32 protein-coding genes are annotated in these 24,957 nt (G+C 55.2%); 22 read left to right on the forward strand and 10 right to left on the reverse strand.

Annotation, left to right across the window (positions count from 1 at the left end):
- The first annotated feature begins 242 nt into the window (after positions 1–242).
- From KPHS_46560 to KPHS_46640, 9 genes are all read left to right on the forward strand, one after another.
- Positions 243–905 carry a DedA family protein gene (locus KPHS_46560; RefSeq protein ID YP_005228956.1) on the forward strand — a complete coding sequence of 221 codons (663 nt, stop codon included), beginning with the start codon at positions 243–245 and terminating at the stop codon, positions 903–905.
- Positions 906–913: 8 nt separating this feature from the next.
- The gene (locus KPHS_46570) at positions 914–1,291 is read left to right on the forward strand and encodes an EnvZ/OmpR regulon moderator MzrA (RefSeq protein YP_005228957.1); all 378 of its coding nucleotides are present in this window, start codon (positions 914–916) and stop codon (positions 1,289–1,291) included.
- 149 nt (positions 1,292–1,440) lie between these two features.
- The gene (locus KPHS_46580; RefSeq protein YP_005228958.1) at positions 1,441–1,809 is read left to right on the forward strand and encodes a DUF1090 domain-containing protein; all 369 of its coding nucleotides are present in this window, start codon (positions 1,441–1,443) and stop codon (positions 1,807–1,809) included.
- 45 nt (positions 1,810–1,854) lie between these two features.
- On the forward strand, positions 1,855–2,160 hold the full coding sequence (locus tag KPHS_46590) for a DUF883 domain-containing protein (protein ID YP_005228959.1): 306 nt from the start codon (positions 1,855–1,857) through the stop codon (positions 2,158–2,160).
- 2 nt (positions 2,161–2,162) lie between these two features.
- Entirely contained in the window at positions 2,163–2,561 is a 399-nt protein-coding gene (locus KPHS_46600) for a phage holin family protein (protein YP_005228960.1), read from the forward strand.
- The gene (locus KPHS_46610) at positions 2,558–2,854 is read left to right on the forward strand and encodes a YqjK-like family protein (protein ID YP_005228961.1); all 297 of its coding nucleotides are present in this window, start codon (positions 2,558–2,560) and stop codon (positions 2,852–2,854) included. Before KPHS_46600 ends, KPHS_46610 begins: the two co-directional genes overlap by 4 nt.
- Positions 2,855–3,198: 344 nt before the next feature.
- On the forward strand, positions 3,199–3,591 hold the full coding sequence (locus KPHS_46620; protein ID YP_005228962.1) for a DoxX family protein: 393 nt from the start codon (positions 3,199–3,201) through the stop codon (positions 3,589–3,591).
- An 80-nt stretch (positions 3,592–3,671) separates the two neighbouring features.
- Positions 3,672–4,658 (forward strand): S-transferase domain-containing protein, encoded by a 987-nt coding sequence (locus tag KPHS_46630; RefSeq protein ID YP_005228963.1) that lies wholly within the window; start codon positions 3,672–3,674, stop codon positions 4,656–4,658.
- A gap of 126 nt (positions 4,659–4,784) precedes the next feature.
- On the forward strand, positions 4,785–5,153 hold the full coding sequence (locus tag KPHS_46640; protein ID YP_005228964.1) for a putative cytochrome: 369 nt from the start codon (positions 4,785–4,787) through the stop codon (positions 5,151–5,153).
- A 41-nt stretch (positions 5,154–5,194) separates the two neighbouring features.
- On the opposite strand, the gene KPHS_46650 is transcribed toward KPHS_46640, so the two are convergent.
- Positions 5,195–6,091, reverse strand: coding sequence for a LysR family transcriptional regulator (locus KPHS_46650; protein YP_005228965.1), 897 nt, complete (start codon positions 6,089–6,091; stop codon positions 5,195–5,197).
- A gap of 104 nt (positions 6,092–6,195) precedes the next feature.
- On the opposite strand from KPHS_46650, the gene KPHS_46660 reads away from it, so the two are divergent.
- On the forward strand, positions 6,196–6,897 hold the full coding sequence (locus KPHS_46660) for a pirin family protein (RefSeq protein YP_005228966.1): 702 nt from the start codon (positions 6,196–6,198) through the stop codon (positions 6,895–6,897).
- A gap of 24 nt (positions 6,898–6,921) precedes the next feature.
- Positions 6,922–7,089, forward strand: coding sequence for a hypothetical protein (locus tag KPHS_46670; RefSeq protein YP_005228967.1), 168 nt, complete (start codon positions 6,922–6,924; stop codon positions 7,087–7,089).
- 73 nt (positions 7,090–7,162) lie between these two features.
- On the opposite strand, the gene KPHS_46680 is transcribed toward KPHS_46670, so the two are convergent.
- Positions 7,163–7,573 (reverse strand): Spy/CpxP family protein refolding chaperone, encoded by a 411-nt coding sequence (locus tag KPHS_46680; RefSeq protein ID YP_005228968.1) that lies wholly within the window; start codon positions 7,571–7,573, stop codon positions 7,163–7,165.
- Between the two features lie 141 nt (positions 7,574–7,714).
- On the opposite strand from KPHS_46680, the gene KPHS_46690 reads away from it, so the two are divergent.
- Together KPHS_46690 and KPHS_46700 are read left to right on the forward strand one after the other, a co-directional pair.
- Positions 7,715–7,858 carry a hypothetical protein gene (locus KPHS_46690; protein YP_005228969.1) on the forward strand — a complete coding sequence of 48 codons (144 nt, stop codon included), beginning with the start codon at positions 7,715–7,717 and terminating at the stop codon, positions 7,856–7,858.
- Between the two features lie 20 nt (positions 7,859–7,878).
- Positions 7,879–8,343, forward strand: a complete 465-nt coding sequence (locus KPHS_46700; protein YP_005228970.1) for an OB-fold putative lipoprotein — start codon at positions 7,879–7,881, stop codon at positions 8,341–8,343.
- Between the two features lie 529 nt (positions 8,344–8,872).
- On the opposite strand, the gene KPHS_46710 is transcribed toward KPHS_46700, so the two are convergent.
- From KPHS_46710 to KPHS_46750, 5 genes are all read right to left on the reverse strand, one after another.
- On the reverse strand, positions 8,873–10,018 hold the full coding sequence (locus KPHS_46710) for a glycerate kinase (RefSeq protein ID YP_005228971.1): 1,146 nt from the start codon (positions 10,016–10,018) through the stop codon (positions 8,873–8,875).
- A gap of 64 nt (positions 10,019–10,082) precedes the next feature.
- Positions 10,083–10,913: a tartronate semialdehyde reductase gene (locus tag KPHS_46720; protein ID YP_005228972.1), complete on the reverse strand. Its 831-nt coding sequence runs from the start codon at positions 10,911–10,913 to the stop codon at positions 10,083–10,085.
- On the reverse strand, positions 10,879–11,769 hold the full coding sequence (locus KPHS_46730; RefSeq protein YP_005228973.1) for an alpha-dehydro-beta-deoxy-D-glucarate aldolase: 891 nt from the start codon (positions 11,767–11,769) through the stop codon (positions 10,879–10,881). The genes KPHS_46720 and KPHS_46730 overlap by 35 nt, the downstream gene beginning before the upstream one ends.
- 26 nt (positions 11,770–11,795) lie before the next feature.
- On the reverse strand, positions 11,796–13,127 hold the full coding sequence (locus tag KPHS_46740) for a putative transport protein (RefSeq protein ID YP_005228974.1): 1,332 nt from the start codon (positions 13,125–13,127) through the stop codon (positions 11,796–11,798).
- Between the two features lie 60 nt (positions 13,128–13,187).
- Positions 13,188–13,313, reverse strand: coding sequence for a hypothetical protein (locus KPHS_46750; protein ID YP_005228975.1), 126 nt, complete (start codon positions 13,311–13,313; stop codon positions 13,188–13,190).
- Positions 13,314–13,519: 206 nt separating this feature from the next.
- Between KPHS_46750 and KPHS_46760 the strand changes: the two genes are divergently transcribed.
- Positions 13,520–15,091 carry a (D)-galactarate dehydrogenase gene (locus KPHS_46760; protein YP_005228976.1) on the forward strand — a complete coding sequence of 524 codons (1,572 nt, stop codon included), beginning with the start codon at positions 13,520–13,522 and terminating at the stop codon, positions 15,089–15,091.
- 54 nt (positions 15,092–15,145) lie between these two features.
- Here the strand turns inward: KPHS_46760 and KPHS_46770 are convergent, their stop codons facing one another.
- From KPHS_46770 to KPHS_46790, 3 genes are read right to left on the reverse strand one after another with little or no spacing between them, the layout of a single operon-like run.
- Positions 15,146–16,096, reverse strand: coding sequence for a putative kinase (locus tag KPHS_46770; protein ID YP_005228977.1), 951 nt, complete (start codon positions 16,094–16,096; stop codon positions 15,146–15,148).
- On the reverse strand, positions 16,096–16,899 hold the full coding sequence (locus tag KPHS_46780) for a putative DEOR-type transcriptional regulator (RefSeq protein YP_005228978.1): 804 nt from the start codon (positions 16,897–16,899) through the stop codon (positions 16,096–16,098). The genes KPHS_46770 and KPHS_46780 overlap by 1 nt, the downstream gene beginning before the upstream one ends.
- Positions 16,900–16,948: 49 nt before the next feature.
- On the reverse strand, positions 16,949–17,071 hold the full coding sequence (locus KPHS_46790; RefSeq protein ID YP_005228979.1) for a hypothetical protein: 123 nt from the start codon (positions 17,069–17,071) through the stop codon (positions 16,949–16,951).
- A gap of 177 nt (positions 17,072–17,248) precedes the next feature.
- Between KPHS_46790 and KPHS_46800 the strand changes: the two genes are divergently transcribed.
- From KPHS_46800 to KPHS_46870, 8 genes are all read left to right on the forward strand, one after another.
- Complete coding sequence (locus KPHS_46800) at positions 17,249–18,103, forward strand: tagatose-bisphosphate aldolase (RefSeq protein YP_005228980.1); 855 nt, start codon at positions 17,249–17,251, stop codon at positions 18,101–18,103.
- A gap of 24 nt (positions 18,104–18,127) precedes the next feature.
- Positions 18,128–19,042: a 6-phosphofructokinase gene (locus tag KPHS_46810; RefSeq protein ID YP_005228981.1), complete on the forward strand. Its 915-nt coding sequence runs from the start codon at positions 18,128–18,130 to the stop codon at positions 19,040–19,042.
- 10 nt (positions 19,043–19,052) lie between these two features.
- Positions 19,053–20,465, forward strand: coding sequence for a PTS family enzyme IIB'BC, fructose-specific (locus KPHS_46820; protein ID YP_005228982.1), 1,413 nt, complete (start codon positions 19,053–19,055; stop codon positions 20,463–20,465).
- Positions 20,466–20,475: 10 nt separating this feature from the next.
- Positions 20,476–21,291 (forward strand): PTS family enzyme IIA/FPr, encoded by an 816-nt coding sequence (locus KPHS_46830; RefSeq protein ID YP_005228983.1) that lies wholly within the window; start codon positions 20,476–20,478, stop codon positions 21,289–21,291.
- 176 nt (positions 21,292–21,467) lie between these two features.
- The gene (locus KPHS_46840) at positions 21,468–22,739 is read left to right on the forward strand and encodes a putative tagatose 6-phosphate kinase 1 (protein ID YP_005228984.1); all 1,272 of its coding nucleotides are present in this window, start codon (positions 21,468–21,470) and stop codon (positions 22,737–22,739) included.
- A 14-nt stretch (positions 22,740–22,753) separates the two neighbouring features.
- Positions 22,754–23,221 carry a galactitol-specific PTS system component IIA gene (locus tag KPHS_46850; protein YP_005228985.1) on the forward strand — a complete coding sequence of 156 codons (468 nt, stop codon included), beginning with the start codon at positions 22,754–22,756 and terminating at the stop codon, positions 23,219–23,221.
- Between the two features lie 26 nt (positions 23,222–23,247).
- Entirely contained in the window at positions 23,248–23,532 is a 285-nt protein-coding gene (locus KPHS_46860) for a galactitol-specific PTS system component IIB (RefSeq protein ID YP_005228986.1), read from the forward strand.
- A gap of 5 nt (positions 23,533–23,537) precedes the next feature.
- The gene (locus KPHS_46870) at positions 23,538–24,920 is read left to right on the forward strand and encodes a PTS system galactitol-specific transporter subunit IIC (protein ID YP_005228987.1); all 1,383 of its coding nucleotides are present in this window, start codon (positions 23,538–23,540) and stop codon (positions 24,918–24,920) included.
- Positions 24,921–24,957: the final 37 nt, after the last annotated feature.

Consider the following 24,957-nt stretch of genomic DNA (forward strand, 5'->3'; position numbering starts at 1 on the left):
TCCCATCTCCGCAATCAGCAAAATCAACGAGCAACACCTTGCAATTTCTCTGACGGAAAGTCAGGTGATTTGTTACAATTAGATGCATTTTGTCGTTCTGGGGGGTAGGTATTTACTTACTTCAGTCTTATACAGGGAAGCGTTCAGAGCGCCTAAGCAGCGACCATAATCTCATAAAAATCTTGTCGCCCTATATGCCACGCGCTCAGACGTGCCGTTAACCGATGTACCAGGAATCGTGAATGGAACTATTTACCCAGTTATTGAATGCCTTGTGGGCTCAGGATTACGAAACGCTCGCGAATCCCTCCATGATAGGCATGCTGTATTTTGTCTTGTTTATGATTTTGTTCCTTGAGAACGGGTTATTGCCTGCCGCGTTTTTACCGGGGGATAGTCTGCTCGTGCTCGTGGGCGTGCTGATCGCCAAAGGGGCGATGGGTTTTCCGGAAACTTTGCTGCTGCTCACCGCCGCCGCCAGCCTCGGCTGCTGGCTAAGCTATATTCAGGGGCGTTGGCTGGGTAATACGCGGATCGTGCAAAACTGGCTGTCACACCTGCCTTCGCACCATCACCAGCGTGCGCATCACTTGTTTCATAAGCATGGGCTCTCCGCGCTGCTGATCGGCCGCTTTATCGCCTTCGTACGCACGCTGCTGCCCACCATCGCCGGGCTTTCCGGCCTTAATAACGCCCGTTTTCAGTTTTTCAACTGGATGAGCGGCCTGCTGTGGGTGCTCATCCTGACCTCGCTTGGCTATCTGCTGGGTAAAACCCCGGTATTCCTCAAGTATGAAGATCAGCTGATGTCCTGCCTGATGCTCCTGCCGGTTGCCCTGTTGGTCTTCGGACTGATCGGCTCGCTGGTGGTGCTGTGGAAGAAAAAATACAGAAGCCGGGGCTAATGATGGTCATGAAACGCCCTTCCCTGCGCCAGTTCAGCTGGCTGCTGGGTGGTTCTCTTCTGCTCGGCGCCCTGTTCTGGCTTTGGCTGGCGGTGCAGCAGCAGGAGGCCACGCTGGCGATACGCCCGGTTGGCCAGGGTATCGGAATGCCGGACGGTTTCTCCGTCTGGCATCATCTCGATGCCAACGGCATCCGCTTTAAAAGCATCACGCCACAGAAGGATGGTCTGCTGATTAAGTTCGATTCCACCGCCCAGGGCGCGGCGGCGAAAGAAGTTCTCGGCCGCGCTCTGCCACATGGTTATATTATTGCCCTTCTGGAGGACGATAACTCGCCCACCGCCTGGCTATCCCGCCTGCGCGACGCGCCGCATCGCCTCGGGTAAGCTGCCGCCAGACTGCGTTTTTAACCCAGTCTGGTGGTTTCCCGCATTTGTTACTATGCTTAAACCTGCGGGAATCAACGCATTCACGTTCACCAACGGGAACGGGTATATCCTCCGGGTATCCCCTCAGACAATGGAAGGTACTATCCATGAAACACCGCATCGCTCTGCTTCTGGTCCTGACTTCACTTAGCGCCAGCGCCCTAGCCGCCTCTCCCTGCCAGGAAAAAGAGCAGGATATTCAACGAGAGATCAGCTACGCCGAAAAGCATCATAATCAAAGTCGCATTGATGGGCTAAATACCGCGCTACGTCAGGTTCGGGAAAACTGTAGCGACAGTAAACTCAAAGCCGATCATAAGCAAAAAATTGCCAAACAGCGGGAAGAGATCGCTGAACGTCAGCGCGATCTGCAGGAAGCCCGGAAGAAAGGCGATGCGGACAAAATTAACAAACGCCAGCATAAACTCAATGAAGCGCAACAGGAGTTAAAAACGCTGGAGTCTCGGGATTACTAATCACCATTAACTTTCGCAACACGGACCACGCTACAGGAGAACGACATGGCTAAAGAGAATGTGACTGACGACCTTCGTGCAGAACTGAAAACGCTGGCGGATACCCTGGAGGAAGTACTAAATTCCTCGGCGGACAAGTCGAAAGAAGAGATGGGTAAACTGCGCAGTAAAGCCGAGAGCGCGCTGAAAGAGAGCCGCGCTCGTTTGGGTGAAACCAGCGAAGCGATTCTTCGTCAAACTCGTGAGACCGCCGCGCGAGCGGATGATTATGTTCGCGAAAATCCGTGGACTGGGGTAGGAATTGGCGCCGCCGTCGGGCTGGTGCTGGGTGTCCTGCTGTCGCGTCGCTGATTATGGCGAATACTCAACACACGCAGGGACCGGGTCAGCGCGTTTTCTCCATTGGTCAGCGCATCGTCACGCTGCTGGTCGAAATGGTGGAAACGCGGCTGCGTCTGGTCGTCGTGGAGCTGGAGGAGGAGAAAGCCAACCTCTTCCAGCTGCTGATCATGACCGGACTGACGCTGCTGTTTGCCGCGTTTGGCCTCATGAGTCTGCTGGTGCTGGTTATCTGGGCCGTTGACGCTCAGTACCGCCTGCACGTGATGATCGCCACCACCGTTGTGCTGCTCCTCGCCGCCGCGATCGTGGGTATCCTAACCCTACGTAAGGCGCGCCGCTCCACGCTGCTGCGTCTAACGCGTAAAGAGCTGGAGAACGACCGTGCCCTTCTGGAGGAGGATAAATCGTGAATGGCCGACAGGAGCGTGAACGGCAAAAGACGCAGCTGCTGCGCCAGATCCAGCAGCAACGGCTGGAGCTCAGCGCCTGCCGCCGTCACTGGCACGAGGCGACTGCGCCCCTCGACCGCGGCTGGCATACGCTGCTGAGTTTACGTTCGTGGCTGATGGTTGGCAGCGGTCTGATGGCCGTATGGTCCGTACGACATCCGCATTTTTTAATGCGCTGGACCAAACGCGGACTCGGACTGTGGAGCACCTGGCGCCTGGTGCGCGGGATCCTGCGCCAGTCGGCAGTTCGCTAACGGCCCTGAGCGTGGGCGCTTTCCCTGGCGCCCACGCTCTGCCATTTCCCTGTCCCTTACTGCACGCTGTTCGCAGCAACATGCGCCTTTTCCGTAGCGCGCCCTTCTCTACGACGCCCTTTACCTTACGCCATACCAGGTCCGGTGGTGGCCCATCGCGTTCGGTACTCTTTCGCCTCCGCGTACTGATTGCTCAGAAACTTTGAAATAGATCTACAGTTTTCCTTGCTAACAATTCCCTCTCCGCCTCGCTACTATCCTCTCCATCGACAGCAACACCGCGTAACTACGCGGGATTGCACTAAAAACAAAACCGCCGCCCTTTGGGTTTTCTGGAGTAACAAATGAAAAAATTAGAAGATGTTGGTGTATTGGTAGCGCGTATTCTGATGCCGATTCTGTTTATCACTGCAGGATGGGGCAAAATCACCGGTTATGCGGGAACCCAGCAGTATATGGAAGCCATGGGCGTCCCGGGCGCGCTGCTGCCGCTGACCATCCTCCTTGAGTTCGGCGGCGGTCTGGCGATTCTGTTCGGTTTCCTGACCCGGACCACCGCGCTGTTCACTGCGGGCTTTACGCTGCTGACCGCGTTCCTGTTCCATAGCAACTTTGCGGAAGGCGTGAACTCCCTGATGTTCATGAAAAACCTGACCATTGCGGGCGGTTACCTGCTGCTGGCCATTACCGGACCGGGCGCCTTCAGTATTGACCGTGTACTGAATAAGAAATGGTAAGCGCACTATACTGAATGAATGAAAAAAGCGAGGAGACCACTCCTCGCTTTTGCTATCTGTAGTCTGAAGGAGGAGCAAAGATGGGACAATTAGTCGACGGCGTCTGGCAGGATACCTGGTATGACACAAAATCCACCGGTGGGCGTTTTAAACGTTCCGTTTCCGCCTTCCGTAACTGGCTGACCGCCGACGGCGCGGCTGGCCCCAGCGGTGAAGGCGGTTTTGCAGCGGAAAAGGATCGCTATCATTTGTATGTTTCTCTCGCCTGCCCGTGGGCGCATCGCACGTTAATTATGCGTAAATTAAAAGGTCTGGAGCCTTTTCTCCCCGTATCCGTGGTCAATCCGCTGATGCTGGAAAACGGCTGGACCTTTGACGATAGCTTCCCGGAAGCCACCGGCGATACTCTCTACCAGCATGACTTTCTCTATCAGCTGTATCTGCACGCCGACCCGCACTACACCGGACGCGTGACCGTGCCGGTGCTGTGGGATAAAAAACAGCAGACCATCGTCAGCAATGAGTCGGCAGAAATCATCCGCATGTTCAATACCGCCTTCGATGGCCTTGGCGCCCGGGCCGGGGATTACTACCCGCCAGCGCTGCGGGAACAAATCGATGAGCTGAACGGCTGGATCTATGACAACGTCAACAACGGCGTGTATAAAGCCGGCTTTGCCACCAGCCAGCAAGCTTACGACGAAGCGGTGGATGCGGTCTTTACCTCGCTGGAGCGGCTGGAGCAGATCCTCGGCCAGCATCGCTATCTGACGGGCAATCAGCTAACGGAAGCCGACATTCGCCTCTGGACCACTCTGGTACGCTTCGACCCGGTATATGTGACCCATTTTAAATGCGATAAACGGCGCATCAGTGATTACCTCAATCTGTACGGTTTCCTGCGCGACATCTACCAGATGCCGGGTATCGCCGAGACGGTGAGTTTTCCGCATATCCGTCACCACTATTACCGCAGCCATAAAACCATTAACCCTACCGGTATTATTTCCATTGGGCCGCAGCAGGATCTCAACGAACCGCACGGTCGCGATCAGCGCTTCCGTTGATCTGTCGGGCGCCAGTGATGGCGCCCAATAATTCAGAAAACAGATATTTACCCACCATTCATTCACGTCTATTCTTATTGCGATCGCTTAAAAAACAAGTGATTGACGGTTAATTGAGGCGTAGAAATGGACTGGTATCTCAAGGTATTAAAAAACTATATAGGATTTGGCGGCCGTGCGCGGCGCAAAGAGTACTGGATGTTTATTCTGGTCAACCTCATCCTGACCGGCGTATTGAGCATCATCGATAAAATGCTGGGCTGGCAGCGGGCTGGCGGCGAAGGCATTCTGACCACTATCTATGGCGTACTGGTCTTTTTACCGTGGTGGGCGGTGCAATTTCGCCGTCTGCATGACACCGATCGTTCGGCCTGGTGGCTATTGCTGCTGTTGATCCCGGTCATCGGCTGGCTGGTGATCCTGATCTTTAACTGCCAGCGCGGCACCGAAGGCAACAATCGCTTCGGACCCGATCCGAAACCCTTCTCCTATTAATCTTCCCGCTCCTCCCGTTAACGGGAGGAGCGTCTTCATCACTATCTGCCGGCAAACAGCTTGGGGATCTCACGCAGACACCAAGACTTCGCTTCGCCCATACTGTCCCGTCGCCAGGCCATAATTATGTCAATTTCATTGGTGTATTCCGGGCTGACAACCCGCAAACGTCCTTCGGCAATATCCTTCTCCACCAGCGGATAGGGCATGGTCGCCACACCTAGCCCGGCCAACAGGGCCTGGCGCTTGTCTTCAATGGTGCTCACCGTTAAGCGCGGCTGTTTATCCAACAACTGGACGGTGAGGACGGGCCGCTCGCGCGCGGTATCCGCCACCGCGACGCCGCGGTATTTCACGCGGGTCACTTCCGAGAGCGGTTCCGGCTCCTGGTGGATTGGGTGATCCGGCGCCGCGACGTACACATTGAGCACCGAATAGAGTTTGCGCGAGTTAATCTCCGAGGAGGAACGAAAATGCATATCCGGCGCGACAACGATATCCGCCCGCCCCTGCTCCAGCCGCTCCCAGGCGCCGGCCAGCACCTCGGTGATAATCGATAACTGCGTATTAGATTTGGTCGCCAGTTTTTCAATTAGCGGAAACAGATCCGGGGTGGGCACCAGCGCTTCGGTAACGATCGTCAGGTGGGTTTCCCAACCGCGCGACAGGGCTTCAGCATCGGTGGTGAGTTTATCCGCCGCTTCAAGCAGCACGCGCCCGCGCTCCAGCAGCATTCTTCCAACGTTAGTGAACTTCGTGCGATGACCTGAGCGGTCAAACAGCACCACGTCCAGTTCCTCCTCCAGTTTTTGCATGGTGTAGCTCAGGGCGGAAGGCACGCGTCCCAGCTCATCAGCTGCGGCAGCGAAGCTTCCGCGCCGGTCGATCGCATCCATCACGCGTAACGCTTCCAGCGTTAATGCTCTCTCTTTGGCCATCGCTTTCTCATTCAGGAAATTTGAACATACCGGGCAGAATATCTGGCTAACAATACAGCGTCCATACCTTTACCATTGATTTAGTGTAAAGAGAGGTCAAGAACATGATTACTACCCGAACAGCCAAACAATGCGGACAAGCAGACTTCGGCTGGCTGCAGGCCCGCTACACCTTCTCCTTTGGCCACTACTTCGACCCGAAATTACTGGGCTTCGCATCCTTGCGCGTCCTCAACCAGGAAGTGCTGGCGCCCGGCGCTTCCTTCCAGGCCAGAACGTACCCAAAAGTCGATATCCTGAACCTGATTCTGGAAGGCGAAGCGGAGTATCGCGACAGCGACGGCAACCACGTGCAGGCCAAAGCCGGTGAAGCGCTGCTGATCGCCACCCAGCCTGGCGTGAGCTATAGCGAGCATAATCTGAGTAAAGAGCAGTCGTTAACGCGAATGCAACTTTGGCTTGATGCCTGCCCGCAGCGGGAAAACCCGCTGCAGCAGAAAATCAATGTCGCAGACGCGACGCTGCAGCTGCTGGCCTCTCCGGAGGGCGGGGATAACAGCCTCCAGCTTCGCCAACAGGCCTGGGTCTACCATATCGCGCTGGAGAAAGGTGAGCAGATCAACGTGCAATTACATGGTCCACGCGCCTACCTGCAGTCGATTCACGGCTCCGTCCATGCCGTCGCACAGGAACAGCAAAAGCAGGCTCTCACCTGCGGTGACGGCGCATTTATTCGTGACGAAGCTAACATTACCCTCGTCGCCGATACGCCGCTGCGCGCTTTGCTGATAGATTTACCGGTGTAACAACGGAAGTGATGGAGTCTGTCAGTGAGTAAGAAGAAAAACAGAAAAAAGGCGTCACCAACGCCGTTAGCCCCGGTGCAACCGCAAGTCGCCGGGGCCGCCAGCTTTGGTTATGATGAGATGCTTAGCGAACTGGAAGCCATTGTTGCCGAAGCGGAGATCCGCCTGCGGGATGAAGAAAGTCTCGCCTGAAACGGCAAAATGGCTGGGTTGATTTTCATTAATGGCCTGAAGAAGATATCGGCCCCGCGAGGGGCCGATGGCATTATTCACTCAGCGCGTCGGCAAGATCTTTTTTCACCTGCGTGCGCTGCTCCGGCGTCAGTACCTTATTCACCTCAAAATAGTACTTCACGCGGTAATAACGCACCTGCTGATCAATCTTGCTGAAGGCCGCCAGCTGATCGTTGACCGCTTTTTCATCCCATTTACCGGAATGAATTACGTTTATCAGAGCCCCGTCTTTAATTTCCTGTTGGGAAATCTGCTGGACATTACTCTCCAACTGCTGATGCAGGCTTTTAATTTTCGCGACCTGATCGTTGGTAAGTTTTAAGTGCTGAACAATAGGATCCTGCGCCGGTGCTGGCGCCGCCTTAACGTCTGCGGCCTGAGCCGTGATAGAGAAACCGGTGGTCAACAGCGTGGCAAAGGCAATACGGGTTATCAATTTCATTTTTTTTCCTGAAGTAAAGGTGGCAGAAATAGCGGATTATTATTTCCCAGGGCGCAGTGAATAAATGTAAAAAATGATAGCCAAACATTATATATCCACAGCACTAATATACTTCACTAAAACATATAAAATATGAATGCTGTGTTAATTTATATATTTGACGCCCTAACATCACCAGTTTTTATTTTAATTTCAACAGCAGGCAAAATATTTGACAGCGGTGACTTTTCCTTTAATTTAATTAGCGCATATTACGTTATCCAGCGCATCAAGGATATCATTTAAAAATAGATAAGGAGATTGAGATGTTATTACGTTTTCGCGTATTACCGCTGGTTTTTGTCATCTCGCTGTTAAGCGGCTGCGGCCTGGCTTCTAAAGCCTTTTATTCCGCGGGAGACAAATTATTTCAACCCGGAGATGACGCCGTCGCTTCGATGCAGACGTATTCAGTGGCTCAGTTCCTGCAGCCGTTTACTCTCAACCCGGCGAAGGCCAGCAGCGATTATCTGGGTAAATGGGTCAAGGTACGCGGGGTGATTGTCGACATTCGTCGGAAGAGCGGTATCGCCGGCAGCTACTATTTTATCGTGACCATGCGAGATGAACAGAATAAAACGGATAAACGTCTTACCTTTAATTTTGGCTCGCATAACAGCGCAGACGTAGAGGCTTTAAGCAACGGCAGCGTCGCTACGATCGTCGGCCAGGTTCATCAGGTGCAAGATTCCACGATCCCGACGCTACAGAATCCTAAGGTGGTTAAATAACGGTAGCTGACCGATAAGCCGCGTTCTTTTGGTATAGCGTCGTGGACAGTCATTCATCCTGTCCCCGCTATTCGAATAGCAAAAACCCCGCCGGAGCGGGGTTTTGACATAAAAAGGTGAAACTGACCGATAAGCCGGGTTCTGTCGTGGACAGTCATTCATCTAGGCCAGCAATCGCTCACTGGCTCAAGCAGCCTACCCGGGTTCAGTACGGGCCGTACCTTATGAACCCCTATTTGGCCTTGCTCCGGGTGGAGTTTACCGTGCCGCGGACTGTTACCAGCCGCGCGGTGCGCTCTTACCGCACCCTTTCACCCTTACCTGATCCCGCTTGCGCGGGCCATCGGCGGTTTGCTCTCTGTTGCACTGGTCGTGGGCTGTGACACCCCCCAGGCGTTACCTGGCACCTTGCCCTATGGAGCCCGGACTTTCCTCCCCTCCGCCCGTCTCCCCCCGAAGGAGGACGACGACGAAGCGGCGACTGTCTGGTCAGCTTCGGCGCGCAGTATAGAGGGTTTACCGCCCGTTGTCATCCCTCAGTGGTCATCCCAACCTGCAGGGTGGCAGCAATATTACGCGACGCGCGGTAAATATTATCAAACGCCCCGCGAAATGCCTCTTCCAGCGTCGAAACGGAAGTTAACACGCTGAATACGGCATCGATACCGTGCTGGTGAACCACGCCGACATCGTGAGTCAGGCTGCCAGCAATACCGATCACCGGCTTACGGTATTTCTTCGCCACCCGTGCCACCCCCACCGGCACCTTACCGTGAACAGACTGGCTATCGAGCCGCCCTTCCCCGGTGACCACCAGTGAGCAGTCATGGATTTGTTCTTCCAGCTTCAGCGCCTCGGTAACGATCTCAATCCCGCTGCGCAGCTCCGCATTGAGAAAGGCCATCAGCGCCGCGCCCATGCCGCCGGCCGCTCCCGCGCCAGGGATCGACTTCACGTCCACCTGCAGCGACGCCTTAATGACGTCGGCATAATGCGCCAGATTACGATCCAGCTCGACGATCATCGCCTCGGTCGCCCCTTTCTGTGGGCCAAAGATCCGCGACGCCCCACGCTCGCCCACCAGCGGGTTGGTAACATCGCAGGCCACGTGAATCATCCTGTCACGTAAGCGCGGATCGATGGCGGAAAGATCGATCCGGCTCAGACTGCCGAGGTTGCCCCCGCCATGGCCGATCTCTTGTCCCTCGGCGTCACAGAGGCGGGCGCCTAGCGCCTGCATCATACCCGCCCCACCGTCGTTGGTCGCACTACCGCCGATGCCGATAATGATCCGTTCCGCACCATGCTCCAGCGCCTGTAATATTAGCTCCCCGGTACCCCGTGAAGTGGTGATGAGCGGGTTACGTTTGTCGGGCGGAACGAGCCCCAGACCGCTGGCTGCCGCCATCTCAATAAACGCGGTGACGCCGTCGCCGGACATGCCCCAGCAGGCCTTCACTCTCTCACCCAGCGGACCCGTTACCCACGCGAAATGTTCCTTTCCCTGCGTGGCGGCAATCATGGCTTCCACCGTCCCCTCGCCGCCGTCGGCGACGGGCAGGGAAACATACTGTGCATCAGGGAAAATTTCCCGAAATCCTTTTTCTATCGCCTGAGCTACCTCGCTGGCAGAAAGGCTTTCTTTGTAAGAGTCTGGGGCAATGACGATTTTCATAATTTTGTAGCCTGACAGCGCCGCGCAAGGCAAGCATAACAGGGCGCGCAGGGCGCCCTTCTTGTTAGCGAGTGACTTCCACTTTCGCCAGTTTTTCGTAATAGCACGCCAGCGCGCTATGGTCTGCAGTACCGAGACCGTCCGCGCGCAGCGCCTGCATCATCTCCATCACCGCCGCCGTCAGCGGCAGTTGGGCGCCCACGCCGTGTGAGGTATCCAACGCATTGGCCAGATCTTTAATATGCAGGTCGATACGGAAACCCGGTTTGAAGTTACGGTCCATCACCATCGGGGCTTTCGCATCCAGCACGGTACTGCCCGCCAGACCGCCGCGAATAGCCTGATAAACCAGATCCGGATTGACGCCGGCTTTAGTCGCCAGGGTCAGCGCTTCAGACATCGCCGCGATGTTCAGCGCGACAATTACCTGGTTAGCCAGTTTGGTGACGTTGCCCGCGCCAATATCGCCGGTATGCACTACGGAGCCGGCCATCGCTTTCATCAGATCGTAGTATTTATCGAAGATCGCTTTATCGCCGCCGACCATGACCGACAGCGTGCCGTCGATGGCTTTCGGTTCGCCGCCGCTCACCGGCGCATCCAGCATATCAATACCTTTGGCTTTCAGCGCTTCGCTGATTTCCCGACTCGCCAGCGGCGCAATGGAGCTCATATCGATCACCACGGTGCCCGGTTTCGCCCCTTCAATAATGCCGTTTTCACCCAGCGCCACCTCTTTAACATGCGGAGAGTTCGGCAGCATGGTGATGATCACCTCGCACTGTTCGGCAATCGCTTTCGGCGTCGTCGCGGTCTCAGCGCCAGCGGCGATCACGTCGGCAATCGCTTCCGGGTTACGGTCAGACACCACCAGCGAGTAACCCGCTTTCAGCAAATTTTTGCTCATCGGTTTGCCCATAATGCCAAGACCGATAAAACCTACTTTGATTGTCATAATGTTCTCTCTCTTCATCCTGGTGATTATTTTTAAACGCGTCGGCAAGTTTCTGGGTTGCAGAACGGAAGACGCCCAGATCGCTGCCAACGGCGACGAAGGTCGCGCCCCATTCCAGATAGCGGCGCGCATCGGCTTCCACTGGCGCCAGAATGCCGCTTGGCTTACCGTGCTTCTTCGCGCTGGCGAAGATATGCTGGATAGCGCGCTGCACCTCAGGATGGGCGGCATTGCCCAAATGGCCTAAGGCGGCGGCCAGGTCGCTCGGGCCGACAAACACACCGTCCACGCCCTCGGTCGCGGCAATCGCCTCGACGTTGTCCACTCCGGTCTGGCTCTCAATCTGCACCAGAATGGAAATGTTCTTGTTGGACTGGGCGAAGTAGTCCGGCACGGTGCCAAACATATTGCCGCGGTGGGAAACGGAGACCCCGCGGATCCCTTCCGGCGGATAACGGGTCGAAGCCACCGCCTGCGCCGCCTGTTCAGCCGTCTCGACAAACGGCACCAGGAAGTTATAGAAGCCGATGTCCAGCATGCGCTTGATGATGATGGGTTCATTGGTCGGCACACGGACTACCTGCGCGCTGGAGCTACCTTTCAGGGCCATCAGCTGCGGAATGAGCGTGGTGACGTCGTTTGGCGCGTGTTCCGCGTCCAGCACCAGCCAGTCGAACCCCGCCAGACCCAGCACCTCGGTGCTAATCGGGTTAGCCAAAGCGCACCAGCAGCCAATCTGCACCTGATGCGCCGCCAGCGCGGCCTTAAATTTGTTCGGAAAAATTGCGTTATCCATGATTTTTACCTTGCGTTAATCGTTGCTTACTTCTGCAATTCCATACGTTTGATATCGCCAACCACAAACAGGTAGCAGACCATCATCATCAGCGCGGAGCCGCCAACAAAAATCAGTGCGCCATTAAATGAGTGCAGTTCGCTCACGATATAGCCAATAACCAGCGGCGTGGCGATCGAGGCCACATTGCCAAAGACGTTGAATACCCCGCCGCACAGGCCAACAATCTCCTTCGGCGCGACATCCGAGATAACCGGCCAGCCCAGCGCGCCAAAGCCTTTGCCAAAGAACGCCAGCGCCATCAGCGTAATGACCAGCGGCGTGCTGGCCGTGTAGTTACACAGGATGATGGACGACGCCAGCAGCATTCCCAGCACAATGGGCAGCTTACGCGCAAAAGTCAGCGTGCAGCCGCGGCCAATCAGATAATCCGAAAACAGCCCGCCCAGTACGCCGCCAGCAAAGCCAAACAGCGCCGGAATCGAAGCCACAAACCCCACTTTCAGAATCGACATTCCCTTGTCCTGCACGAGGTAGATCGGAAACCACGTCAGGAAGAACCATGTAATGGTATTCAGGAAATACTGACCGAAAAATACGCCTAACATCATTCGGTTAGTCAGCAACTGGCGGATATAGTCCATCTTCGGCCCGGCCGCCGGGGTGGCCTCTTTTTTATGGTCCATATCGACCACTGCGCCGCCTTCTGAGATATATTTCAGCTCCGCGGCGGACATTCGCGGATGATCGGTGGGGTTATGCACAAACTTCACCCAGATGATGGTGAGCACAAACCCTATTATCCCCATCACGGTAAAGACATGTTCCCAGCCCAGCGCGAAGGTCAGCCAGCCGAGCAGCGGCGAGAACAGAGCCAGCGAGAAGTACTGAGCGGCATTAAAGATAGCTGAAGCCGTACCCCGCTCTTTGGCCGGAAACCAGGCCGCCACAATGCGGGCGTTGGCGGGAAACGAGGGCGCTTCGGAAAAGCCCAGCATAAAACGCATGAAGAACATGGAGACCCCGGCCCAGGCGAGCGGGAACACATCAATAAAGCCTTGCAGGAAGGTAAACAGTGACCAGAAAAACAGACTGTATGAATAAACCTTTTTCGAGCCAAATTTATCCAGCAGCCAGCCGCCAGGGATCTGCATCAGCAGATAAGCCCAGCCGAAGGCGGAAAAAATGTATCCCATCGACACCGCGCTGAGCCCCAGCTCTTTCGCGACTTCAGTACCGGCGATAGACAAGGTCGCGCGGTCGCCATAGTTCACTGCCGTCACCACAAATATCATCAACAGAATTAAATAGCGGGTCGGTATTCCTTTTTTTTCATCTAATGTAGAATCCAAAATCATTTAGACATTCCTCGGGCACAGAACACCTTTTATAATTGTTTTAAGTGGTTTCTGATTTATTTAAAAGACGATATTGAAATTGTCTATTCGCATATCGATCACCTCAAAAACATGACTCAGTATAATCAGCACGCCCCCGCCAGACACTATGCATACCCACAATATAAAGTTATTATTTAAATCCATAATTGTGCTTATGCCATAAGTCATGGGCGCTAATCCACACTTCTTACGATTGCCTGCCCTGCAGAGGTTAGCGTCATAAAAAGGAGTGATGCCGATCACATTTTAAAATCAACTCAGCTGACATCCTTTATTCCATCATACTGATACGTAGCAAATGAATTAGCGTTTTATTTTATTATTAGCACCTGTTTGGAGATGACTGGACAATGGCTGACATTGCAATTCGACAACAATCGCCGACCGCGTTTTATATTAAAGTTGACCCGACAGATAATGTGGCGATTATTGTCAACGATCGCGGCTTAACCGCCGGAACGCGTTTCCCGGACGGCCTGACGCTCGTCGAGCATATCCCGCAGGGTCACAAAGTTGCCCTGGTGGATATCCCCGCCCATGGTGAAATCATCCGCTACGGCGAAGTCATTGGCTATGCCGTACGCGATATCCCGCAGGGAAGCTGGATTGACGAGTCGCTGGTGGAGCTGCCCACCGCCCCGCCGCTGAATACCCTGCCGCTGGCCACTAAAGTGCCTGAACCGCTACCGCCGCTGGAAGGTTACACCTTCGAAGGCTACCGCAATGCTGACGGCAGCGTGGGTACCAAGAATCTGCTGGGTATTACCACCAGCGTGCACTGCGTCGCTGGCGTGGTCGATTACGTGGTGAAAATCATTGAACGCGACCTGCTGCCAAACTATCCCAACGTCGATGGCGTGGTGGGCCTGAATCATCTCTACGGCTGCGGCGTGGCAATTAATGCGCCGGCGGCGGTAGTGCCGATTCGCACCATTCATAATATCGCCCTCAACCCAAACTTCGGCGGCGAGGTGATGGTCATTGGCCTCGGCTGTGAGAAGCTGCAGCCGGAACGCCTGCTGCAGGGCACGGAAGACGTCAAAAGTATCCCGGTGGACAGCGCCAGCATCGTCAGCCTGCAGGATGAAAAGCATGTTGGTTTTAAATCGATGGTCGATGACATTCTGCAGGTCGCCGAGCGCCACCTGGCGAAACTGAACCAGCGCCAGCGGGAAACCTGCCCGGCCTCTGAGCTGGTGGTCGGGATGCAGTGCGGCGGCAGCGACGCCTTTTCAGGCGTGACCGCCAACCCGGCGGTAGGTTACGCGTCCGACCTGCTGGTGCGCTGCGGGGCGACGGTGATGTTCTCGGAAGTGACCGAAGTACGCGACGCCATTCATCTGTTGACCCCGCGGGCGATTAACGAAGAGGTCGGTAAACGTCTGCTGGAAGAGATGGCCTGGTACGATAACTATCTTGATATGGGCAAAACCGACCGCAGCGCTAACCCCTCCCCCGGCAACAAGAAAGGCGGTCTGGCCAACGTGGTGGAAAAAGCGCTGGGGTCGATTGCCAAATCAGGGAAAAGCGCCATCGTTGAGGTGCTCTCTCCGGGGCAGCGTCCGACCAAACGCGGCCTCATTTACGCCGCAACCCCCGCCAGCGATTTTGTCTGCGGCACCCAGCAGGTAGCCTCTGGCATCACGGTGCAGGTATTCACCACCGGTCGCGGTACGCCGTACGGACTGATGGCGGTACCGGTGATAAAAATGGCGACCCGTACCGAGCTGGCCAACCGCTGGTATGACTTAATGGACATTAACGCCGGGACCATCGCCACTGGCGAAGAGACGATTGAGGATGTCGGGCGGAAGCTGTTCGAATTTATTCTCGACGTCGCCAGCGGACGCAAAAAAACCTTCTCCGATCAATGGGGCCTGCACAACCAGCTGGCGGTATTTAACCCGGCGCCGGTAACCTGATCGAGAGCGTAAGGATTTAACCACTTTTAGCCCGGATCTATCCGGGCTTGTTGGTTAGGGATGCTGGGCGGCAAGAAAAGCGCTGATCTCCGCCTGCGTCGAGGTGCCTTCCATGGGGCCGCGTTGGCTAATCGCCAGCGAGCCGCTGGCGTTTGCCCATCTCAGCGCCTCCCGGGGCGTGGCGCCATTGAGGAACAGACTAACAAAGGTGGCGCCAAAGCAATCCCCGGCACCAGTCGGATCCACCACCGGCACGCTGAAGCCGGCGACATGGTGCGTCTCGTTGGCGCTAAAGTAGCTTGCGCCACGCGGCCCGCGTTTAATCACCACATGCTTCACGCCGCGTTTCAGTAGCTTATCAACCAGGACCTGCTCATTGCGTTCCGGATTGAGACCAAAGTAATCCAGCTCGCCATCGCTCGGCAGGAAGATATCGGTGTAGTCGAGAATATATTCAAAGGCCTGCGACATCTCCGGGATGTTCAGCATCTCTTTGCGAATATTTGGGTCGAACGATACTGTGCCGCTGCGGCCTTTAATGTTTTCAATCGCTTTACGCATCGCATCGATAATACGGAACGAGAATAGCGATGACCCCATAATATGAAAATGCTGACACTGATTTAGCAACGCTTCGTCAATGTGGTCGGCAGTCAGCAGACCGCAGGCGCTGTTAGGCATATTAAAAATAAAATCGCGCTGCGCCTGGCTACGATAGCTGACGAAGGCGCTACCGGTAGTCGCTTTCTGCAGCATAGCGATGCCGTTGACGTTGACGCCGTCTTTCTCCAGCCGCGCAATATTCATCTCGCCAAATGCGTCGTTGCCCACACAGCTAAACAACACGGAGCCGAAACCCAGCTTTGCCACCTGATCGGCAAATATTGCCGGCGCCCCGCTGGGATAGGGCCCCCAAAATTCACCGGGACGGGAAAACCCCTGATTCTCTTCCTTGGCGAGAAACTCCACCAGCAGCTCGCCGATGGTGCAAATGGTTACGTTCATCACCGCTCCTGGTTTGTCTTATGCAAAGCCGTGTTGAGCCATGTCAGGCATTCATTGTTGGTATAGCTGTTGGTCAAACCCGCGGCGAGGAAGCAGGCATGGTACTCTGCCGCGACGACCTGAGGGGTCACGACGCTGCTGATCTGCTGTAATTCACCCACAGCATAACGTTTCTCGCCATATACCGGCCGGGAAGCGACAATCGCAATGACTCGTTTACTCTGGGCCACCGCTTCGCTTAACAAATGTGCCGTAACCTCGTTACGCACGCTTAGCGTGCCGTCTTCAGCAATGTGATCCACCGCTATCAGCGCACGTGAAGGGCGGTAATGACCCAACGCCTTCAGCGCCAGTTCGCCCTCCACAATCCGCCCCTGACCGGACAACACCCCGCCAAGCAGAACGGTTTCCCCATTTAAAAACTCCTGCGCCAGCGCGACGTGGCCCAGATCATTTAATAGCAGGCAAAGCTCTTCTCTGTTGGCCAGAAAGGGGATCACTTTACGCAAAATGGAACCCTGGCCTAGAAACAGCGTTTCGCCATTTTCTATCTGCGCCGCCACCTGGCGAGCCATTTCCGTCTCCAGCGCTTTATCTCTGACGGCAGGCGCTTCTCGGGTCATCGCAACCGGCGCGCCAGCCTGGGCGGTATAAATCGCCCCGCCAAAAGAGCGTTTCAAGTAGCCCTGCTGCTCGAGGTAGTTGAGATCGTTACGGATTGTCACCCCGGAAACAGCCAGCATTTCTGCCAGATCGTCGACTTTGATCTCGCCGTTCTTACGAACGATCTCTGCGATGTCCAAGCGCCTTTTCAGCAAGCTGGTTGACGGTTTTGCCACGGTTTATGCCTTATTATTTTCTCCTGGAATAACTTTCATTTTTAAATTTCCCTCTTGCAATGTCAAACCGCGGCTGTAGCCCTATCCCGCCATCAATCAGCAAATCGATATTAATCATGTAGTTACAAATTGGCACCTTACCAACTTAAACTTTAAAAAAGAAACCTTAGAAATACTATTAACTTTCATTTTAAAAAGCAATTCATCATTGTGTGCGGTGGATCACACCTAAAGGCGAGACGATCGTTACATTACTTTCAAACTGAAGGTTATTAAACAGAAATAACTTACAAGATGAAAACAGAGGACTAAAATGTACATCATTTCCAGTAAAAACATGCTATTAAAAGCTCAGCGACAGAGTTATGCCGTGCCGGCTTTCAATATCCATAACCTCGAAACCATGCAGGTCGTTGTTGAAACGGCGGCTGAGTTGCGCTCCCCCTTGATCCTTGCCGGCACCCCCGGTACCTACAGCTATGCCGGCACCGGCAACGTAGTGGCGATCGCCCGCGATCTGGCAAAAAAGTGGGATCTCCCGCTCGCCCTGCACCTCGATCATCACGAGGATCTGGCTGATATCACGCGCAAAGTGCAGGCAGGGATCCGCTCGGTCATGATCGATGGCTCTCACTCACCGTTCGAGGAGAATGTGGCACTGGTAAAAAGCGTGGTGGAGTTGAGCCACCGCTATGATGCCAGCGTTGAAGCCGAGCTAGGCCGTCTGGGCGGAGTTGAAGACGATCTGGTGGTCGATGCTAAAGATGCGCTCTATACCAACCCCGAACAGGCCCGCGAATTTGTCGCTCGTACCGGTATTGATTCGCTGGCCGTCGCCATCGGTACCGCGCACGGCCTTTACACCGCCGAACCGAAGCTTGATTTTGAGCGCCTGGCGGCTATTCGCGACTGCGTTGACGTTCCGCTGGTTCTGCATGGTGCTTCCGGCCTGCCGGATAGTGATATTCGTCGCGCCATTTCTCTGGGCGTATGCAAAGTCAACGTCGCCACCGAACTAAAAATCGCTTTCTCGGATGCGCTGAAAGCCTACTTCCTGGAAAATCCGGGCGCCAACGATCCTCGTCACTATATGAAACCGGCGAAAGCGGCAATGAAAGAGGTCGTTCGCAAAGTCATTCACGTTTGTGGCTGCGAAGGACAACTGTAATCAGCGGATCGAAGGAGCCTTGTTGTGATCCACACCCTGACACTGAATACCGCGATCGATATGAATATCTTTTGCGATCCGCTCCAGCCGGCGGCAGTCAACCGCACCCGGCAAACGGAATATTGCCCGAATGGTAAAGGGGTTAACGTCTCGCTGGTATTACATCATTACCAGCAGCCAACCCATGTCATGGGCATATTCGGCGGTTTTACCGGCCGCTATATCGTTGAGGAACTACGCAAACAGCATATTAATGTCACACCGGCATGGGTCGCTGAACCGACCCGTATAAATATATTTATTAACGACGGCAGCGATGAATACAAACTGGTAAATCCCGGCGCGCGGATTGACGATGAAGGAAAAGAACAAATTCTTCACCATTTACAGTGCGTCGCGCCCGGTGATTATTTAGTTATCAGCGGCAGTCTGCCACCGGGAATAGAGAGCCGGTTCTATAGCGAGATTCTGGTGCTGTGCCAGCAGAAAGGGTGTGAAGTCATCTTAGATATCAGCCACCCGGTGCTGCGCCAGCTGTTAGAGTGGCGTCCACTATTGATTAAACCCAATGACGACGAGCTGAAAGAGATCTTTGGTCTGGATGTCAGCAGCCCCCGGCGGGTACGCGAAGCAATGCAAACGCTCCACCAGCTCGGGGCTCGCAATGTTCTGCTGACCCTTGGCGCGCAAGGGCTCTATTTTTCGAACGGCGCGCAACTGTGGTTCTGCTCGGCACCGAAAATCGAACTGGTCAGCTCGGCCTGCGCCGGCGATGCCGCGCTGGGTGCATTCCTCAGCCATTGGCTTAACACAGACGATATTCCCCAGGCCCTGGCGCTGGCCAGCGCCACCGGCGCTGATGTGGCCGCCTCCGCCGGGCTGGGTAAATTAAACCGTACGCAAGAATTATTACAACAACTTCAGATCGTCCAATTATAAAGGTCCGATTATGAAAAAGATTATTGCCGTGACCGGCTGCCCTACAGGTATTGCTCATACATTTATGGCTGAAGAGGCCTTAAAAACCGCAGCGAAAAAATTAAACGTTGAAATAAAAGTCGAAACCAATGGCGCTTCCGGCGTAGAAAACGCCATTACGCCGGAAGACCTGAAGGATATTTATGGCGTGATTATTGCTGCCGATAAAGATGTTAATGCCGAACGTTTTAATGGTTTACCGGTTATTGAGGTGCCGGTTAAAGAAGCCATTCACCATCCGGCGGAATTAATTAATAAAGTCGTTAACGGTCAGGCGCCGCGTCGTCAGGGATTCTCCGCGGCAACGGATCCAGACGAGAAATATGAGCGAGAATCGTTCGGCCGACAGATTTACAAACATCTGATGAGCGGCGTTTCCAACATGCTACCGTTCGTTGTCGCCGGCGGGATCTTAATCGCTGTTTCTTTCTTATGGGGCATCTACTCCGCCGACCCGAATTCACCGCAGTATAACGTGATTGCCGCCACGCTGATGAAAGTCGGTCAGCAGGCGTTCTCGATCATGGTGCCGGTGTTTACCGCCTACATTGCCTGGTCGATATCTGGCCGCCCTGGCATGGTTGCCGGTTTTGTCGGCGGTCTGCTGGCGAACGCCACCGGCGCCGGATTCCTCGGTGGGATCATCGCCGGTTTTGCCGCCGGGTATTTTATGCTGCTGATCCGTCATCTGCTCGACGGTCTGCCGCGCCAGTACGAAGGGCTGAAGTCGATCTTTATTATGCCGCTGATAGGCGTCCTGGTGATCGGCGTGATGATGGTCCTGCTCGGCCAGCCGGTGGCAGCGATCAACAATGGCATGATGAACTGGCTCAGCTCTTTACAGGAAGCCAACCCGATCCTGCTGGGGATCGTGGTAGGCGCAATGTGCTCCTTCGACTTCGGCGGGCCGGTCAACAAAGCGGCCTATGTCACCGGTACGTTGCTGCTGGGTCAAGGTAACTACTTTTTTATGGCCGGTGTATCTGCCGCCTGCATCACGCCGCCGCTGGTCATCGCTCTGGCGACCACGTTCTTTCCGAAAGGCTTTAGCGAGGAGGAACGCGCCGCCGGGATGGTCAACTATATCCTCGGCTGTACGCACATTACCGAAGGTGCGATTCCCTTTGCCGCCAAGGATCCGCTGCGGGTGATCCCGATGATGATGATCGCCTCCTCAATTTCTGCGGTACTCAGCTACAGCCTGCATATTCAGGTTCCGGCACCGCACGGCGGCTTCTTAATCCTGCCGCTGGTCAGTAAACCGTTGATGTGGGTGCTGTGCATTCTCGCCGGTTCCGCCTGCGGGGCACTTATGCTGGGATGCTGGCGGCTGTGGCAAAAACGCACTGACAAAGCGACAGCTCTTGCTGGCGCCATGAAATAAGGAGCAAGCTATGCAACTAACTTCTGCCGATATTTGTTTCGATCGTCAGGTCAAAACGAAAGACGAGGCGCTACAGCGTGTCGTTGCAGCCCTGACCCATGCCGGACATACGCGGGCAGACTATCTACAAGGCATGCGCGAGCGCGAGGGGCAAATCAGCACCTATCTGGGCAACGGCATTGCCATTCCCCACGGTACGCCGCACAGTCGCGACGCAGTGCTTAAAACGGGCGTTAAGGTGCTGGCTTGTCCGCAGGGGGTTGACTGGGGTGAGGAGCAAACCGCCTATCTGATTGTCGGTATCGCGGCTCAGGACAATGAGCATCTCGATATTTTGCGCCAGCTCACCCATGCTCTGGGCGATGATCGAGTACCTGAGGCGCTGACGCGCGCTGATACCCCCCAGGCGGTGCTGGAAATTCTCGCCGGCGACATTCCTCTGCCAGCAGGCGAAGAACCACAACCCGCGCCGCAATTTGACGAAGAGGCCACCTTTACCCTGCGTAATCCGCACGGGCTACATGCCCGTCCCAGCGCGGTGCTGGTGAAAGCCGTCAAGCAGTGGCGATCGCAAATCCGGGTCGAAAACCTTGATACGCGCTCCGCCATTGTTGATGCCAAGAATCTGATGCGCGTCGTATCGCTGGGCGCCAAACAGGGTCATCGTCTGCACTTTATGGCCAGCGGCAACGATGCGCAGCAGGCGTTAAAAGCCATTGGTGACGCTTTTAACGCCGGTCTCGGCGAAATTGCCGCCCAGCCGCAGCAGGTCTCCCAGGAAGCCGTCAAAACGAAACGCAGCTGGCTATCCCGAATATTTAGTTAATTTTCAATCAATTAAAAACGCCCTGTCTTCCTGGTCAGGGCGTTTTTGTCTCGAAAGACGATACCTTTCACTGCGTTACAACACTATTTATCGATGCAGATCACAAATCAAAACAAAGCCATTTGCGACCAAAACAAAACATAACGAATATATTCGAAAGAAAACGGAGGTTGTAAATGAAAGACATTATCACTCGCCATAAGTCAGGCGAACATATCGGCATCTGTTCAGTATGTTCGGCGCATCCGCTGGTTATCGAAGCGGCGTTACGTTTCGACCTGTCGACCAACAATAAGGTGCTGATCGAAGCGACGTCCAACCAGGTGAATCAGTTTGGTGGCTACACCGGCATGCAGCCGGCCGATTTCCGCGACTTCGTCTACAACATCGCGCGTACCGTCGGTTTTCCGGCGGAGCGCATTATTCTTGGCGGCGACCATCTTGGACCGAACTGCTGGCAAGACGAACCGGCCGCCGTGGCGATGGAAAAATCAATCGACCTGATCAAAGCCTACGTCGCCGCCGGCTTTAGTAAAATCCATCTCGATGCATCAATGTCCTGTGCTGACGATCCGGTGCCGCTGGATCCTGGTGTGGTTGCTGAGCGCGCCGCTCGCCTGTGTCAGGCTGCCGAGGAGACCGCCAGCGATGAGCAAAAGCGCCACCTGACCTACGTCATCGGGACCGAAGTTCCGGTTCCCGGCGGCGAGGCCAGCACCATCGGCAGCGTACATGTCACCCGGGCGCAGGATGCCGCCGCGACGCTCGAAACCCATGAAGCCGCCTTCCGTAAGCTGGGGCTCGACGCCGCGCTGGAGCGAGTTATCGCCATCGTCGTGCAGCCCGGCGTGGAGTTCGACCATACGCAAATCATTCATTACCAGCCGCAGGAAGCGAAAGCGCTCTCCGCCTGGATCGAAAGCACCCCGATGGTCTACGAAGCGCACTCTACCGACTACCAAACCCGCCAGGCTTATCGTGCGCTGGTCCGCGACCACTTCGCCATTCTGAAAGTCGGCCCGGCGCTCACCTTTGCCCTGCGTGAAGCCATCTTTGCCCTCGCCCAAATGGAAAATGAGCTGATCGCCCCGGAGTCTCGCAGTCGCGTGATGGAGGTGATCGACGAAGTGATGCTTAACGAACCCGGCTACTGGAAAAAATACTATCGCCCCACCTGGAGCCAGGCGATGGTCGATATCCACTTCAGCCTTTCCGACCGTATCCGTTATTACTGGCCGCATCCGCGTATTCGCCAAAGCGTTGAGAAACTTATCGCTAATCTGACCGACGCTAAGCTACCGCTGGGGCTTATCAGCCAGTATATGCCGGTGCAGTTTGAACGACTGTCGCTGAATGAACTGAACGCCGAGCCGCACGCGCTGATCCTCGACAAAATCCAGGATGTCCTGCGTGCCTATCGCTACGGCTGTTCTTCTGAAACCGCGTGAAGTTAAGAGGATATATGAGTCAACTGTTTGTTCGTACCGGCATTCATTTCAGTTCCAGTCAGCAGGCACTGGAACACATTGGCGCAGAGATGCTGGCGCGAGGCGTCGTACATGACAGCTATCCCGCCGCCCTGCTCGAACGCGAAGCGACTTTTCCCACCGGCATCGCCCTGGAGAAGCATGCTGTCGCTATCCCGCACTGCGAAGCGATCCACGCGAAATCACCGGCCATTTACCTGATACGTCCGGACATGCCGGTCTCTTTTCAGCGCGCTGACGACGACGGCGAAATCGACGTTTCGCTCATCATCGCGCTGATTGTTGAAAACCCGGCGGCACAGCTGAAGCTGCTGCGCCGGTTATTTAGTGAGCTACAAAATCCGCACACGCTGGAGGCACTGCTCGCCGCTTCCGACGATCGGCTGCCGGTGCGGTTCCAGCAATTAATCCTTGAGCCCGAGCTTAGCGCCGTGGCTTCATAAGATACTGATAATAAAAGGGGTACCCTATGAAACGTAAAGTTATCGTCGCCTGCGGCGGTGCCGTCGCCACCTCCACGATGGCGGCAGAAGAGATTAAAGAGCTGTGTGCAGACCACAATATTGAACTGGATTTGGTGCAGTGCCGGGTCAATGAAATCGAAACCTACATGGACGGGGCGGACCTGATCTGCACCACCGCGCGCGTGGAGCGGACCTTCGGCGACATTCCGGTGGTGCACGGCATGCCATTCGTCTCGGGCGTCGGCATTGAAGCCTTACAACAGAAAATCCTCGGCATCCTCGCGGAGTAAATGCCATGTTTAGCGAAATCATGCGTTATATCCTCGATCTCGGTCCGACGGTGATGCTGCCGATCGTGATCATTATCTTCTCCAAATTACTGGGGATGAAGCTCGGGGATTGTTTTAAATCAGGTCTACATATCGGGATCGGGTTTGTCGGCATCGGGCTGGTCATTGGCCTGATGCTCGACTCCATCGGCCCGGCGGCAAAGGCGATGGCGGAGCATTTCCAGATTAATCTTCACGTGATAGACATTGGTTGGCCGGGTTCATCACCGATGACCTGGGCGTCGCAAATCGCCCTGGTGGCGATCCCGGTGGCCATCGCGGTCAATATCGTGATGCTGGTTACCCGTATGACCCGCGTGGTGAATGTTGATATCTGGAACATCTGGCATATGACCTTTACCGGCGCAATGCTGCATATCGCGACCGGGTCGTACTGGATAGGTATTCTCGGCGTGGTGGTGCATGCTGCTTTTGTGTATAAGCTGGGCGATTGGTTTGCCAAAGATACCCGCGATTTCTTCGGCCTCGAGGGTATTGCGATCCCGCACGGCAGTTCGGCGTATTTAGGGCCGGTTGCCGTCCTCGTGGATACCATCATCGACAAGATCCCCGGTCTTAACCGTATTCACTTTAGCGCCGATGACATTCAGAAACGCTTCGGCCCCTTCGGTGAACCGGTTACCGTTGGCTTCGTCATGGGGCTGGTGATTGGCGCGCTGGCGGGTTACGACCTGAAGGGCATTCTTCAGCTGGCGGTGAAAACCGCAGCGGTGATGCTGCTGATGCCCCGGGTGATCAAACCGATTATGGATGGCCTCACCCCGATAGCCAAACAGGCGCGTAAACGTCTGCAGGCTAAATTCGGCGGCCAGGAATTCCTGATTGGTCTCGATCCGGCGCTGCTGCTCGGTCATACCTCGGTAGTCTCGGCCAGCCTGATTTTCATCCCGCTGACCATTCTTATCGCCGTCGTGGTCCCTGGCAACCAGGTTCTGCCATTTGGTGACCTGGCCACCATCGGCTTCTTCGTAGCGATGGCAGTGGCTGTACATCAGGGCAATCTGTTCCGCACGTTGATTTCCGGGGTCATCATTATGGGAATCACCCTGTGGATCGCCACCCAGACCATTGGCCTGCACACCCAGCTGGCGGCAAACGCCGGGGCCCTGAAAGCCGGCGGCATGGTGGCCTCAATGGACCAGGGTGGTTCGCCGATTACCTGGCTGCTGATCCAGCTCTTTACCTGGCAAAATGTGGTTGGCTTCGCGGTCATCGGCATCATCTATCTGGCCGGCGTTCTACTGACCTGGCGTCGCGCTCGCGGCTTCATCGCCGCGGAAAAAGCAGAAAAAAGCGCTGCCCCGCAACAAAGTACAGGCATGTCTTGATCTAAAAGGGGAGCGTTCGCTCCCCTGAATCTTATAG

The sequence above is a fragment of the Klebsiella pneumoniae subsp. pneumoniae HS11286 genome (assembly GCF_000240185.1).
In the GTDB taxonomy this organism is placed as follows: Bacteria; Pseudomonadota; Gammaproteobacteria; order Enterobacterales; family Enterobacteriaceae; genus Klebsiella; species Klebsiella pneumoniae.